Annotated in this window: 12 protein-coding genes; 5 read left to right on the top strand and 7 right to left on the bottom strand. The window is 61.8% G+C overall.

The annotated features are described in order from the left end of the window. Positions 1–177 precede the first annotated feature (177 nt). Positions 178–1,440: a DUF3422 domain-containing protein gene (locus tag G9X68_RS19470; RefSeq protein WP_171603775.1), complete on the top strand. Its 1,263-nt coding sequence runs from the start codon at positions 178–180 to the stop codon at positions 1,438–1,440. A 47-nt stretch (positions 1,441–1,487) separates the two neighbouring features. Here the strand turns inward: G9X68_RS19470 and G9X68_RS19465 are convergent, their stop codons facing one another. The 6 genes from G9X68_RS19465 to G9X68_RS19440 form a co-directional block, all read right to left on the bottom strand. After that, positions 1,488–3,632 (bottom strand): methyl-accepting chemotaxis protein, encoded by a 2,145-nt coding sequence (locus G9X68_RS19465; RefSeq protein ID WP_171603774.1) that lies wholly within the window; start codon positions 3,630–3,632, stop codon positions 1,488–1,490. A gap of 16 nt (positions 3,633–3,648) precedes the next feature. Continuing rightward, the gene (locus G9X68_RS19460; RefSeq protein WP_171603773.1) at positions 3,649–4,578 is read right to left on the bottom strand and encodes a substrate-binding domain-containing protein; all 930 of its coding nucleotides are present in this window, start codon (positions 4,576–4,578) and stop codon (positions 3,649–3,651) included. A 199-nt stretch (positions 4,579–4,777) separates the two neighbouring features. Continuing rightward, positions 4,778–5,662 (bottom strand): carbohydrate ABC transporter permease, encoded by an 885-nt coding sequence (locus tag G9X68_RS19455; protein WP_171603772.1) that lies wholly within the window; start codon positions 5,660–5,662, stop codon positions 4,778–4,780. Next, positions 5,652–6,626: a carbohydrate ABC transporter permease gene (locus G9X68_RS19450; RefSeq protein ID WP_171603771.1), complete on the bottom strand. Its 975-nt coding sequence runs from the start codon at positions 6,624–6,626 to the stop codon at positions 5,652–5,654. The genes G9X68_RS19455 and G9X68_RS19450 overlap by 11 nt, the downstream gene beginning before the upstream one ends. 82 nt (positions 6,627–6,708) lie before the next feature. After that, on the bottom strand, positions 6,709–7,932 hold the full coding sequence (locus tag G9X68_RS19445) for an ABC transporter substrate-binding protein (protein WP_171603770.1): 1,224 nt from the start codon (positions 7,930–7,932) through the stop codon (positions 6,709–6,711). A 50-nt stretch (positions 7,933–7,982) separates the two neighbouring features. Beyond that, complete coding sequence (locus tag G9X68_RS19440) at positions 7,983–9,311, bottom strand: alpha-L-fucosidase (RefSeq protein ID WP_171603769.1); 1,329 nt, start codon at positions 9,309–9,311, stop codon at positions 7,983–7,985. Positions 9,312–9,518: 207 nt separating this feature from the next. Here G9X68_RS19440 and G9X68_RS19435 point away from each other — a divergent pair, with 207 nt between their 5' ends. The 4 genes from G9X68_RS19435 (at position 9,519) to G9X68_RS19420 (ending at position 13,158) form a co-directional block, all read left to right on the top strand. Beyond that, a complete protein-coding gene (locus tag G9X68_RS19435) occupies positions 9,519–10,526 on the top strand; it encodes a LacI family DNA-binding transcriptional regulator (protein ID WP_171603768.1) in 1,008 nt (335 codons plus the stop codon). 140 nt (positions 10,527–10,666) lie between these two features. Continuing rightward, positions 10,667–11,449, top strand: a complete 783-nt coding sequence (locus G9X68_RS19430; protein WP_171603767.1) for a FadR/GntR family transcriptional regulator — start codon at positions 10,667–10,669, stop codon at positions 11,447–11,449. Positions 11,450–11,572: 123 nt separating this feature from the next. After that, a complete protein-coding gene (locus G9X68_RS19425) occupies positions 11,573–12,151 on the top strand; it encodes an isochorismatase family protein (protein ID WP_171603766.1) in 579 nt (192 codons plus the stop codon). Then, positions 12,148–13,158, top strand: a complete 1,011-nt coding sequence (locus tag G9X68_RS19420; RefSeq protein WP_171603765.1) for a GlxA family transcriptional regulator — start codon at positions 12,148–12,150, stop codon at positions 13,156–13,158. The genes G9X68_RS19425 and G9X68_RS19420 overlap by 4 nt, the downstream gene beginning before the upstream one ends. Here the strand turns inward: G9X68_RS19420 and G9X68_RS19415 are convergent. Beyond that, complete coding sequence (locus tag G9X68_RS19415) at positions 13,153–13,980, bottom strand: carbohydrate-binding protein (RefSeq protein WP_171603764.1); 828 nt, start codon at positions 13,978–13,980, stop codon at positions 13,153–13,155. The genes G9X68_RS19420 and G9X68_RS19415 overlap by 6 nt on opposite strands. Positions 13,981–13,986: the final 6 nt, after the last annotated feature.

Here is a 13,986-nt window from a genome sequence, read left to right as displayed (position 1 = left end):
CAGCCAAGCCGACGCGGCACATCATCAGTGTTAATAGACAAGAGGACCGTCAGGCGGTCGTGACACAGGGTCCAGGAGAGGCTATAGGCGTTGTCGGCCTGCGCAGCGCGGCGGCTCAGGCTCAATTTAGTAACGTCGGCAAATCGGCGACAGTCCAGCCCATTGAGGTGCATTTTCATGCCACTCGGCTCCGAGCATCCGCTGCGAAGGGAACTTCACAACGAGCTCCATGCGCGCCCGTCACTTTATTTCGATGGCGACACCGATGTCTGGCACATCGCCATCGTCGGCGAGAATGGTCCTCCTTCGCTGCCCAAGTCCCTGCCGGGATTGGAAGATGTCACCATGACCGGCGAGGGCAACCACGGTATCGGCCGCGTCGGCGACGGCCGGCTGAAATGGGAGGCTCATACCGAGTTCCTGACCCTCACCTTCGTCGTGCCGGCATCGGCCGAACCCGGCAGCAATCCGCCGGAGGCCTTTCAGGCCTGCTGCCGCCAGATCGACGGAAAGGTGACCGCCGCCGTCCGGGTGCTGGTGCGCGACGAGACGGGCGGAAATCGTCCCGAAAAACCGAAGCTGGACTATGTCGCATCCCAGGTTGGCGGCGGCGATGCGGAAGTGCATTCGAACTTCCGCCTGAGCGAAAGCGGTTTCGTCGAGTTCCTGTTCTTCAACCGCAACCTCAACGCCTACAGGACCGGACGCATGGTCCGGCGTTTCCTTGAGATCGAGACCTATAGGATGATGGCGCTTCTTGCGCTGCCGATGGCGCGCGAGACAGTATCGAAGCTTTCAACCTTTGACCGGCGCCTCGATCTCTTGATCGCGCATATGCAAAGCGCTGTCAAAGTCGACAAGGCGCTACTGTCCGAGGTGACCAGGCTCTCCTCCGATGTGCTCAATTTCTCCGCCCTCGCCCGCCACCGCTTCGGCGCGACGAAAGCCTATGCCGAGATCGTGGCAAGCAGGCTGTCAGAACTTCGAGAAGAGAGGGTCGAGCAAAGGCAGAGGCTGGGTACGTTCATTGATCGGCGCTTCCAACCCGCCGTCCGCTCGGTCTATGCGGCAGAACGGCGCCTCGACGAACTGGCCGAACGCGTCAGTCTCGCCGGCGACCTGCTCAGAACCACCGTGCAGGTTCAGCTCGAAGATCAGAACGCGTCGCTGCTGACGTCGATGGAAGAACGGGCACGCATCCAGGTGCATATCCAGCAGGCGGTCGAAGGCTTCTCCGTCATCGCCATCACCTATTACACCGTCGGCCTGGCAAAGATCTGCCTCGAAAGCATTGCCGAACTGGGTGTCGATCCGCATACGATCAAGCTCGCCGTGCTGGCCGCGATCCCACTGGTGCTCTTCGCCGTCTGGACCGCTGTCCGCCATGTCCGCAGGAGCATCGCCGGTGTGCCGCACGGTCCGGTATCCGGAAGCCACTGACGCCGCCGCCCTTTCGGGCAGCGGCGTTCGTTAGGATAGGTTGGACATCAAGATGCCATCGCGTAATGGCGATGTTCCGATGCCCGGCCGCTGCCCGTCTTGAACCGCCGCAGCAGTTCGGCAAGGCTTTCGGTTTCATGTGTCAGGCTCTGGGCCGCCGCCGTGGTCTCTTCGACCATCGCGGCGTTCTGCTGCGTCACCTTGTCCATCTGGTCGCCGGCAGCCGAGACCTCGCGCAGGCTCGTCGCCTGCTCGCGGGCGGCAACGGCGATCTCGGCCACGGTCGCATTCATGGCGGTGACCTGCTCAACGATCTGTTCGAGCGAGAGACCCGATTCACCCACCAGCTGGACGCCGGTCTTGACCTGCGCCGACGAGGTGGAGATCAGCTGCTTGATCTCCCTTGCCGCGTTGGCGGAGCGCTGGGCGAGTTCGCGGACTTCCTGGGCGACGACGGCAAAGCCCTTGCCTGCCTCGCCGGCGCGCGCCGCTTCCACGCCGGCATTCAGCGCCAGCAGGTTGGTCTGGAAGGCGATCTCGTCGATGACGCTGATGATGTTGCCGATCTTCGACGACGAATTTTGAATTTCCGTCATCGCATCGATGGCGCGGGCAACGATCTCTCCGCCCTTTTCGGCGTTGGTTCGGGCGGTTGCCACAACACCCTGGGCGCGGCTTGCGCCCTCCGCCGTTCCATTGACACCGCGGGTCACATCTCCGAGCGCGGCGACGGTTTCCTCCAGCGAAGCTGCCTGCTGCTCGGTGCGGCGGGCGAGATCGTTGGACGCAGTGGAGATTTCCGCAAGGCCGGACCGGATGGTGGCGACCGCGCGAATGACGGAATCGACCACTTGCTCGAGGCTCGCAACCGAATTGTTGAAATGGTCCCGGATCCTGACATAGCGATGGTCGACTTCGCCGACGCGCACGGTGAGATCACCCTTCGAGAGTGCGTCCAGCCCGACAGAGATCTGCCGGAAGGCATGCTCCATCACCTGCGCGTCGCTGAGCCGCTCGGCCTCCTGGCGCAGCCGCTCTTCTTCGGCCGCCAGGCGGGCGCGTTCGGCATTGGCTTCCGCGATCAACTTGGCGCGTCCCGTTTCCTGGAACACCTTCAGCGAGCGGGCCATGGCGCCGAGTTCGTGGCGATGCTCGACACCCGTGATCACGATCCCTTCCTCACCACGGGCAAGCTGCTCCATGGACTTGGCCATCTTGCGCACTGCCGAGGAAATCAGCCGCCCGACGAAATAGGAAAGGACGAGGCCGATGACGATCAGCAGACCGCTGATGACGAGCGTCGTGCTGGTCGCGGAGGCAACCGTTGCGTCTACCGAACCGTCCAGGGTCTTCTGCGCGCCAGTAACAGTTGCCTGCAGATCCTTGAAGCCGCCTGAGATTTTCGGCGCGAGCACGCTGAGCTGCGTCTGGCGGATGTTGCCCGAGGCCTGCAGCACGTCCTTCATGTCGCCGAGACGGGCGGTGTAATTCTGCATGAGCTGGCCGGCGCCCATCAGGCGCTTCTTCTGCAGCTCGTTCTTCGCGGCCTTGGCGGCGGCTTCGTTCAGTTCGACCGCTTCGGCCAGTGCTGCCTGCGCCGTGTCATAGGCCGCAAAATCATCGGAGTGCACGAAGCGTTCGGAGAAATAGAGGCTGCGGTTCAAAGCCTCCAGCGTCGCCGCCGTCATCTGCAGCAGGGCCACATCGTTCTGGCGCCAGGCGCTGCGCACGACGTCGTTGAGCGCGATGCTGGTCCAGGGGCCGAATTCGGTAACCTTGGAGATCAAGGCATCACGCCTGGTCTGCAGGGCGACGATCTGTTCGAAAGCCTTGCCATAGGTGGCGATGTCCTGGCGGATCGCCGCAAGGCCGGACTGCAGGTCCTTGTTGCCGGCAAAACGCGGGTCGTCGGCGTCGAACGCCTTTACGCCGGCGCGGAAGCGGTCGACGACATCTTGCGTCGGCGTGGAGCGGAAGGCTTCCGCCGACATCTGAATCTCGTTCAGCTGGCCGCTGTAGTCCGAGATGGCGAGACTTTGACCAGCCGTGGCGCGATAGGACGCGAAGATGGAGGCGAGCCCGTTCATGCCCGAGATCGCGCTGACCGTGAGCAGGCTCATCAACAGGATCAGCGGCACGAAGCCGGAGGTGATCTGTGCGCGAATGCCGAATTTATTCCAGAAATGCAACATCATAGTCCTCTTATGCTCACTGGCTCTTCGGCAGATAGGTGGCAATGTTCTCAGGTGTGACGAGTTCGAAGGGAACGTTGTTTTCGCGCGGCACCTTCTCTTTGCGAATCAGCTTGACGGCAGCGTCGACAGCGGCAGCACCCTGCCCGACGGCGCTTTGGAGAATGGTCACGTCGAGATCGCCCGCCACCATCGCGGCCAGCGCATCGTCGGTCGCATCGACACCGGCGACGACGACATCCTTCATCGGCATGCCCGCTTTCTTCATGGCGCGGATCGCGCCGAGCGCCATCTCGTCATTATTGGCGATGACCGCATCGAACTTGACGCCGGCCGACAGCCATTCCTGCATTTGCTGGTCGGCATAATCGCGCGACCAATAGGCCGCCTGCCGCTCAACGATCTGAAGACCCTTGCAATCCGGGGTGGCGATGACGTCGGAGATGTCCTGGGTGCGGGCGCGGGCGGCCGCGTGGAAGGGTTCGCCCATCAGCACGACGACGCGGCCTTTACCTTTAAGGAGCGTGCAGACCTGCTTGGTCTCCAGCGTTCCGGACTCCTTCTCGTTGGAGGCGACCACCACCTGATTGTCCGGCAGGTCGAGTAGGTTGGAAGGAACGTTGTTGATGTAGATGAGCGGAATGCCGGCATCTGCCGCCATCTTGGTCATTTGCGGTCCGAGGTCGCCATCGGAGACGGCAAGGATGATAGCGTCGACCTTGTCGGCAATGAGCTTCTGCACCTGTTGCTTCTGGAGTTCGTTGTCGCCCTTGGCATTCTCGGTGACGAGCTTCAGGCCGGATATCGTCTGCCCATGCGAGACGACGCCGTTCAGAAGTGCTGTTCTGAATTTGTCGAGATCGGACATCGAAACCCCAATCGTCTGGGCATGGGCAGCAGAGATCGATATCGCCAAGGCGATGGATGCAAGCGTGGCCGTTTTCATGAATTCCCCTGCGCAATTCGGATAGGAAGGCGTTATTTCAAATTTTGGTTAAATTTTACTTTTCGACCGGCGGCAGAAGTTAAGCGCGAGGATATGATCTTGCCGCGGCAGCAGCGCCTTCTTCGGCAGCGATCGACCGGACTTGAAGGGCATCAAGCCAAGCTTGATCCGATACCCTTAAATCTTTGATCTTATGAAGTTAGCGCCCACCGAAACCCGAGCTGACAGCAATGCCCTTGTAGATCACCCTCTGCAACACGATGGCGAGGATCACGCCCGGGACCATGGAGATCGTCGCACCGGCCATGATGTAGTTCCAGGCGGTGCCCTGTTGTGTCTGAAACAGGGTGAGCCCGAGCGGCAGCGTGGCCATTTCGACGCCGCTGGTGGCGATCAGCGGCCAGAGGAAGCTCTTCCACTGGGCGATGAAGGTGAACAGCGCCAGCAGGCCGATAGCCGGCATAGCGAGTGGTACGATGACCGTAACCAGGATGCGCAGGCGCGAAGCCCCGTCCATCATCGCCGCCTCGTCGAGATCCTTGGGAATGCCGAGGATGAACTGGCGCAGCAGAAAGGTGCCGAAGGACGAGAAGGCGACCGGCAGGATCATGCCGTGATAGGTGTTGATCCAGCCGAGCTTGCTGACGACGAGGAAGAGCGGGATGACCAGCATCACCTGCGGGATCATCAGCGTGCTGAGATAGGTGAGCAGCAGCCCCTCCCGGCCGGGAAACCGCAGTCGGGCGAAAGCGTAGGCGGACAGGCAGGATACTGCAATGACGATCGCCGTAACACCGCAGGCGACCACGAAGGAATTCAACAGGAAGGTTCCGAACGGCAGGGAAACCAGGGCTTCGACGAATGTCCCCCAATGATACTCCTCAGGGAAGATGCGGACCGGCACGGCCATCACCTCTGCATTGGAGCGCACCGCGTTCGACACCATCCAGAAGAAGGGGAAGAGGAAAAGCAGCGCGATCAGCGAAAGTGCCGTGTAGCTGACGAAGGTGCCGACGCGCCGCAATATGCGGTGACGATGCTGGGACACGGAATGCGGATGCCGTGAGGTCGGATCAATCGTCATAATGCACCCATTTGCGCTGCATGTGGAATTGCAGGATGGTGAGCGCCATGATCATGACGAACATCACCCAGGCGAGAGCCGAGGCATAACCCATCTGGAAGTTGGTGAAACCCTTCTGGTAGATGGCGAAACCGAGCGTCGCCGTCGCCGAGCCCGGGCCGCCGCGCGTCATCGCGAATATCTCGTCGAAGACCTGCAGCGAGGTGATCGCCGTCATCACGGTGCCAAAGAAGATGGTCGGCGAGATGAGCGGCAGCCGGATGCGCCAGAAGCGCTGCCAGGCATTGGCGCCGTCGATCGTCGCCGCCTCGAGATAATGCCTCGGCACCAGGTCGAGCGCGGCGTTGAACATCACGACGTTATAGCCGACATTCGCCCAGAGCGTGACGAGCACGACAGCCTGCATGGCCCAGCTCGAGCTCAGCAGGAAATTCGGCAGGCCGAGGCCGAGTGCGCGGATGATGGTATCGGCCAGGCCGTCCGGCGTGAAAATCAGCAGCCAGACCACCGATGCTGCGATCGTCGGCGTGAAGGTCGGCAGGAAGAAGATCACCCGGAAGATCGCCTTGCCGCGCTTCAGGCTCGATATCCACACCGCGAGCGTCAGCGAGACGATGATATTCACAGCCAGATACTCGACGGCGAAGAACAGCGTGTTGCTCAATACGGTGTAGAAGGCCGGATCGACAGTGAAGAGCCTGATGTAATTCTGAAAGCCGACGAAGGATGGCGTCGAGATCAGCTGCCAATTGGTAAAACTGAGCGCCAGCGACGCCAGAATAGGCAGAGCCATGAAGACCATGAAGCCGAGGAAACTCGGTAGCAGGAACAGCATAGCCGTCTGCGTCTCCGGCTTCAGGAAGCGCCGTGGCTGACCGGGCTGCAAGGGAACTTCGGCAACAGCGCTTTGCGACATGTCTTCCTCCATGCGCGGCAGGTCCTGCCGCAGCGAGAGCTGGCGCATGAGCCGAAAATCGGAATCGGTTTTCCGAAAGGATCATGCGCAGATTTCAAAGCGACGGCGCGCCCTGTCGGGCGCGCTGGCTCTATTGCTGCGCAAGGCTCTGGATGGACTCCATCGTCTGCTTGGCGTCGGCGCTGCCGGCGAAAGCCGGCGGGAAATACTGGTTGAAGAGGTTTTCCACTGCCGCCCAGTTGTTGGTGATCACGTAGGGCACGGAGTGCGCCAGGGAATAGTCGATGGCCTCGCCGCCATTGGTGATGTCCTTGGCCGCCACCTTGTACCAGGCCGATTGCGCCGCCGTGCGCGCCGGCAAGGCACGGCCCTGCTCGGCGAGATAGGACAAGGCTTCCGGGCTGGTCAGCACCTGGACCGCCTTCCAGGCCGCATCCTTGTTCTTGCTCGTCGTGGAAATGCCGAAACCGGAGCCTGCGGTGACGGCCGAAAGTTCGCCTTCGTCGCGCGGCAGGGTGGTGAGGCCGATCTTGAACTTCGCTTGGCCCTTCATGCCGATGATTGACCAGGGGCCATCGATATACATGGCAACGTTACCCGAATTGAACCGGCCCTGGACGACATCACCAGGATTAGCGCCACCCGTGGGAACCAGCGGCGCGATCTTATCCTTGGCGGCAAAGCCGATCAGCCTGTCGGCGGCGGCGACTGCGCTCGCACTGGTCAAGTCAAGCTCGCCGGCGTCGTTGACGTATTTATCGCCCCAGGCCGCGGCCAGAACCGAATAGTTGGTCGGGGTGATACCGAAGCCGTACTTGCCGTCCTTCGTCAGCTTCTTGGCGGCATCGGTGAACTCGGCAAGCGTCCAACCCGGCTTTGGCAGCGGAACGCCGGCGGCTTCGAGCGCGTCCTGGTTATAATAGATGACCCAGGGACCAACGTCATAAGGCAGACCGTAGAGCTGCTTGTCGACGGACATGCCGCCGATGATCGAGGGCGTGAAGGCGCCGACATCGAACTTATCGGCCGCGATCCGGTCATTCAGGGGCTCGAGCAGCGAATAGAAGTTCGGCATGCGCAGCGACTGCATGGAAACGATGTCGGCGAGCTGTCCCGATGCCGCCAGCACCGGCAGCCTTGTCCAGTAATCGACCCAGCCCGTCGTCGTCAGCGTTACCTTGATGTCGGGATACTTGGCGGTCACCATCTCTGCCAGATGTTGCCAGCTCTTGGTGTCGGTTTCGGAGCCGGTCCACATCTGCCAGGTCAGGTTGACCTGTTCGGCCGATGCGGCTGTGGCAAAAAGGCTACCGCCGATTGCGGCAAGCATAAGCGTTTTCTTCAACACCTTCATGGGTTTCTCCTCCCTCCATGAACGCAATGGACACGCAAGTGCGATCGAGCTCACGCCTTGAGGACGATCTCGATCACCGGCACGGTGACATCAGGTCGCCGAACCGGCAGTTCCAACATGACTATGCCTTCCGGCACCATCACGCCGACATTGGGATCCACATCCCTCGTGTGGGTGACCCAGTGGATTTCACTGGCGTCATGCAGGAACTGCACATAGGCGATCCTGTCGGCGATGCCCTCGATGTGGATGTGGCGGTAAGGCCAGTTATAGACATGCAGGTAGAGGCGGTTGCCGCGCTGGGTATAGCGGCAGCCGGCCGGTGCCGGAAGTTCGGACGGACCGGCTCCATAGATGGCGCGTGCGTTGACGGCCATCCAGTTCTGGTAGACTTCGAGCGCCTCGATGGCGCGAGCATCGAACGTACCCCGCCCGGTCGGGCCGACATTCATTAGGAGGTTGCCGCCGAGCGCAACCGAATCGATCAGCAGCTGGATGATCTGTTCCGGGCTCTTCCAGCTATCCTCGTCGCGGTGATAGCCCCAGGAGCCGCTGAAGGTGTGGCAGGCTTCCCAGAGCACGCCCTGGCTGGCGAGGGCAGGCGCGACGCGCGGCGTATATTGCTCCGGCGTGGTTATGTCGGGCAAGGTTCCCGGCGGCAGATCGAGGCGGTTGTTGATGATGATTTCGGGCTGCAGTTCGCGCGCCAGTTCGACCAGCCGCTCGCTCTGCCAATCGGCGCGCCCCTTGCCGGGCAGGCCGCGATATTCGCGCCCAGGCCCGGGATAGCTGAAATCGAACCAGATGATATCGACGCGGCCGAAGCCGGTCAGAAGCTCGCGCACCTGTTCGCGCATATAGGCCGCGTAGTTGGCAACGTTGCGACCGGCATTCAGCGCCTTGGCCTCGGGATGGTTGCGCAAGGGATGGTGGAGGTCGATCGGGAAATCCGGATGATGCCAGTCGAGCAGCGAATAATAGAAGCCGATCTTCAATCCCTCGGCGCGGAAGGCCTCGACCAGCGGCGTCAGAAGGTCCTTGCCGCAGGGCGTGTTCGGCGCCTTGTAATCGGTGACCTTGCTGTCCCAGAGGCAGAACCCCTCGTGATGCTTGGTCGTCACCACGACATATTTCATGCCGGCGAGACGCGCACGGCGCGCCCATTCCTTGGGATCGTAGAGATCGGGATCAAAATTGTCGAAATAGCGCTGGTAATGTTCGTCAGTCAGCTCTTCGCGGTTCTTCAACCACTCATGCCGGGCCCCCAAGGCGTAAAGGCCCCAATGGATGAACATGCCAAGGCGGTTGTGGCTGAACCAGGCATGTTTGCCCGCTCCTCCCCATGCCGGATTTTCCGACAGGCGTTCCGAATTCGTCACAGGTTTCTCCTCCCTGCTTTCCGGTTTGACATCATATCGAACCGGTTCGGTATCTGATCATCCGGCTTGATCCAGCGCCTGTCAAGTCGAAATTCGAGATCACAAGATTAGAAAGGCAAGCGCTGCAAACCAATCGGTTTGAAGTATGCATGTTGCGCAGGCCAATAAAATCGGACATAACAAGGTATTAGAACCGGTTCGATAAACATGACCACGATACGAGATGTAGCGCGCCTCGCGGGGGTTTCCATCTCGACCGTCTCGCTCGCGCTCAACAGCCCGAAGCGGGTCGGCGCCGAGACGCTCGACCGCATTCAGCAGGCGATCAAAACGACGGGCTACCGCATCGATCCGGTGGCCCAGACGCTAGCGCGCGGACGCAGTTCGCTGATCGGCTTCGTTGCGGCCAATCTCGGCAACATGTTCTTCGGCGACATCCGCCGCGAGATCGAGCACCAGGGGCTCGATCACGGCTATTTCGTCCTGATCGCCGACTCCTCCGGCAGGGCCGATCTCGAACGGGCGCTGCTGGAGCGGCTGCAGGCGCAGAAGATCGCCGGCATCGCGCTGGCGTCAAACGGGCACGGCGAGGAATACGCCACCTTCCTGCGCGACTTCAAGACGCCGATTGTGATGTTCGACCAGAAGGTGGAGGGTGCAGAGCGCGATTTCGTCGGCTCCGACAACCCGCTGACCACCACCATCCTGACGGAACATCTGCTGCAGCTCGGCCACAGGCGCATCGGCTACATCTCCGGGCCGAGCGGCCTGCACACTGCCGACGAGCGCCTGAAGGGTTTCATGAACACGATGGCCGGCGCCGGTGTGGACATCGATCCTTCCCTGGTGGTCGAAGGCGGCTACACCAGGACCGGCGGCCATGCGCAGGCGATGCGCCTGCTCACCCGCCGCGATCGGCCGACCGCCATCATCGGCGCCAATAACATGACGGGCCTCGCAGCACTGCAGGTGATGCAGGAGATGGGTTTCCGTTGCCCTGACGACGTATCGCTGGCGATGGTCGACGACGTGCCCTGGAGCAATGTCATCACGCCTCGCATCACCATGGTGGTGCAGGATGCGCAGAAGCTCGGGGAGTTGGCAGCACAGCGTCTGCTGGCAAGAATAGCAAGCCCGGAGGGCGCCGCCGCGCCGCCTGAGGATCTCATCCTGACGCCGAGATTCATACGCGGAGAGTCGACCAGGCGGCTGTGAGTGCTTCTGGCGATCGGCACGCGCATGCCATGGCCCTGTCGGGAGATGCAAGCGCAATGCCGGATTTTCACTGGTCGGCCCTTATCCATTGAAAGACAACCAAATTTGTCATACATGTGTGATGAATCGTGAATTTCGAAATGCCGCGTTTGAACGGCATTCGGATCAAAGTCGATGCGGGGGCAGGCGTGGCTATGCAGGTGAAGGATCGCAGCAAAGGCTCCGGGTCGCTGGTCTCACAGGTCGGCGAAAGCCTCCGGCAAGCCATATTGAGCGGCCAGTATTCCGCCGGCGACAAGCTTCCGAGCGAGCACGAGTTGACCGAAACGCACAGCGTCAGCCGAACCGTCGTGCGTGAGGCGGTGGCAGCACTGCGCTCCGACGGGCTTGTCGAGGTGCGCCAGGGGGCCGGGATTTTCGTACTCGGCGCCGATCCGGCGCTCTCCGCGCGGAAAGTCGACAAGGCCCGCGTCGCCTCCGATCTTGAGGTACTCGAGATCAGAACACCTGTCGAAATCGAGGCGGCGGGCCTTGCAGCCTTGCGCCGCTCGCCGGCACAGGAGGAGGCGATATTCGAATGTCACCGGAAAATCCTCCAGTGCATCGAGAGCGATCAATCCATTCGCGATGCGGATCTCGAGCTCCATGCCGCAATCGCCGAAGCCACGAACAATCCGCTGTTCAGGCAGTTCCTGGAATCGCAGGGCTCGGCGATCATCCCGCAGTCGAGGCTCGTCCCAGAATCGAGGACGGCCGAACAGACGGCCTACCGAAAGCTGATCCACAGGGAGCACGAGGCAATCGTCGTCGCCATCTCGGACAGAGACGACCAGGCCGCCCGCAACGCCATGCGCGACCATCTGGTCGGCAGCCAGGCAAGATACCGCAACCTGCTGAAGGATCTGCGAAGCTTTACGAGCTGACAGTCGATCCCGGAACTGCCTGGAAGCGTCCGCGGCTATTGGCGCGAATTGTCCGCTATTTGTCCGGCGCGCGCATTTTCCCATGCCATCAAATCGCCGAATATAGCTTCATGATCAACCTCCATGGAGCAAGAAATGTCCGACCATGATACTGTCCTTCTCGTCATCGACGCCCAAGAGTCCTTCCGACAACGCGATTACTGGGATGAAAATCTGGCATCCGCCTACATCGATCGTCAGCAGGCTCTGATCGACGGCGCGGAAGCCGACGGGATACCCGTCGTCCAGATCTTCCATGTCGATGAAAACGGGCCGTTTTCGGAGGCATCCGGTTTCGTCAGGACACTCGCGCCGCTCAGGATCGCGCCGAAGGCGACATTCAGGAAGAGCCGCCATAGCGCCCTGGTCGGTTCGGGTCTCGACGTGTGGCTGACCGAGAACGGCGTCCGTCGTCTCCTCGTCTCCGGCATCCGCACTGAACAGTGCTGCGAGACCACCACCCGCCACGCCTCCGATCTCGGCTATCAAGTCGACTATGTCGGCGAGGCGACTCTAACCTTTCCGATGACCGACGCCACTGGGCGCAGCTGGAGTGCGAGGGAAATCCGGGACCGGACCGAACTGGTCCTGTCAGGCCGTTTCGCTCGGATCGCGACCGTCGAACAGGCACTGGCTGGGCGGGGAGCGCCGCTCGCCGCATGACGAACGCCGCGCAGCCCTTCGATATCCCGGTCTTCGTCGTCGTGCCGCCGCGCGTGCTGCTGCTCGACATCGCCGGCCCGATCGAAGTGCTGCGCAAGGCGAACCTCGAACAGCACACGGTGCGCTTCACCGTCACCTATATCGGCCCATCGGCGACGGTCGGCAGCTCGATCGGTCTTGCCGTTACGGGCGTCGCCGGGTTACCCGAGAGCTTGCCCGATACCGCGCTTGTCGTCATTGCCGGCAGCGCCGATGCCCCGATAGAAAACAACCGCCCGTGGGACGAACAGGAGCGCGCCGAGCAGGCCGCCATCGTCGCGTGGCTGAAGCGCGCCATTCGTCCAGGAATTCGACTGGTCTCGATCTGCTCGGGCGCATTGCTCGCTGCCGAGGCGGGAATGCTCGACGGCCGCGAGTGCACCACCCATCACGGCTGCATGGAAGATCTGATCAGGCTCGCTCCCAGCGCGCGCGTCCGGGACAACCGGCTCTATGTCGAGGACGGAGACCGCCTGACCAGCGCCGGCATCACCGCCGGCATAGACCTCATGCTGCATATCGTTGCCGAAGCAGCGGGTCATGCCTGCGCGCTCGCGGTGGCGCGATATCTTGTCGTCTATCTTAGGCGCGGCGGCTCGGATCCCCAACTTTCGCCCTGGCTCGAAGGTCGCAACCATATTCACCCGGTCATTCACCGTGCGCAGGATGCGGTGGTCGCCAACCCCACTCAGGACTGGTCGGTGGCGTCCCTTGCCCGCCTCAGCGGTGCCAGCCCGCGCAACCTTTCACGGCTGTTCAACGAGCAGACAGGCATGAGCGTTACGGACTTCGTCAACCGCATGCGCGTGGCTCTCGCCCGCGAGATGCTCTCCGGTTCACGGATGGACATGGAGACCGTCGCGATGCGCGCCGGCTTCGGCTCGGCGCGGCAGCTCCGCCGCGCCTGGAACCGTCTGAATGACGGCCCGCCGAGTGCGACACGATCGAGGCTGACCGCAAGCTCATAGCGCGAGAGGAAGGGCGGACGGCTTGAGGTCGGTGCCTTGCACCTCCGTTCCCCAGATTTCGATCTGGGTCAGCGCCGGATAGGGCGAGGCGTCCTCGGCCTTGATCAGACCGTGCAGTTCCACCCATTCGACGATGCAGGGCTCTATCGGAAAGGCCTGGGCGGCGCCCGATCTCACCAGCGGAAAACAGGAGGTCCTGCCGTTCGAGAAGGTGACGCTGGCCTCTTCCCACCAGGAATCATGCGGAAAGTCGGCCCGGAGATAGAAAACGATCTCGTCGATCCTGACCGGCCTGCCGAATTCCACCGCTAGTGCTGCTTGCGGATCGCGATTGATGCCCCAGCTCGTATAGGGCCAGAAACCGTGATCGTCGTTAGCCTTCTCACCGTCGATCGCGTTGCGCGCGGCAAAGGCCGCTTCGCCCCGGGTCTCCACATTAGCGCGCGCATGCGGAAACATCGCCCGATTGGCGTGATCGTCCCAGGGGTTCAGGGCGAGATTGCGCCGATGGACGATCTCGTCAGGGCGTGTGCTTCGCGCTGAAAGCCGGTGGATATCGCCCCTGAAGGCATTCGGCGAATAGGGCTTGCGTTTGTCGCCGAAGGGCACGGCGAGCGAATAGGCGCATTCCTTCATATAGACCAGGCAGGGTTGGATCGCGCCGTCAAGGGCGAGGAAGACATGTCCGGGCTCGGAAACCTCCACGACCACGCGATCGCCTTCGCGATAGCTCTGTCGATAGACCAGGAAGGTCTCGTCCCGGCCTGTGGAGCTTGCCAGCACCATCCCATCGGCATCCACGATCTTCAGCGTCAATTCCATGCTCGC

This window comes from Rhizobium changzhiense (genome assembly GCF_013087625.1).
Lineage (GTDB): Bacteria > Pseudomonadota > Alphaproteobacteria > Rhizobiales > Rhizobiaceae > Rhizobium > Rhizobium sophorae.
The sequence above is the reverse complement of the archived record's forward strand: the minus strand, read 5'-3'. Positions and strand labels throughout refer to the sequence as shown.

Coding starts and splice junctions, on each gene's coding strand:
- G9X68_RS19460 (WP_171603773.1), bottom strand. CDS start 4,578: ATGAAAACGGCCACGCTTGCATCCATCGCCTTGGCGATATCGATCTCT.
- G9X68_RS19430 (WP_171603767.1), top strand. CDS start 10,667: ATGCCGCGTTTGAACGGCATTCGGATCAAAGTCGATGCGGGGGCAGGC.
- G9X68_RS19465 (WP_171603774.1), bottom strand. CDS start 3,632: ATGTTGCATTTCTGGAATAAATTCGGCATTCGCGCACAGATCACCTCC.
- G9X68_RS19455 (WP_171603772.1), bottom strand. CDS start 5,662: ATGACGATTGATCCGACCTCACGGCATCCGCATTCCGTGTCCCAGCAT.
- G9X68_RS19450 (WP_171603771.1), bottom strand. CDS start 6,626: ATGCGCCAGCTCTCGCTGCGGCAGGACCTGCCGCGCATGGAGGAAGAC.
- G9X68_RS19435 (WP_171603768.1), top strand. CDS start 9,519: ATGACCACGATACGAGATGTAGCGCGCCTCGCGGGGGTTTCCATCTCG.
- G9X68_RS19420 (WP_171603765.1), top strand. CDS start 12,148: ATGACGAACGCCGCGCAGCCCTTCGATATCCCGGTCTTCGTCGTCGTG.
- G9X68_RS19415 (WP_171603764.1), bottom strand. CDS start 13,980: ATGGAATTGACGCTGAAGATCGTGGATGCCGATGGGATGGTGCTGGCA.
- G9X68_RS19470 (WP_171603775.1), top strand. CDS start 178: ATGCCACTCGGCTCCGAGCATCCGCTGCGAAGGGAACTTCACAACGAG.
- G9X68_RS19445 (WP_171603770.1), bottom strand. CDS start 7,932: ATGAAGGTGTTGAAGAAAACGCTTATGCTTGCCGCAATCGGCGGTAGC.
- G9X68_RS19425 (WP_171603766.1), top strand. CDS start 11,573: ATGGAGCAAGAAATGTCCGACCATGATACTGTCCTTCTCGTCATCGAC.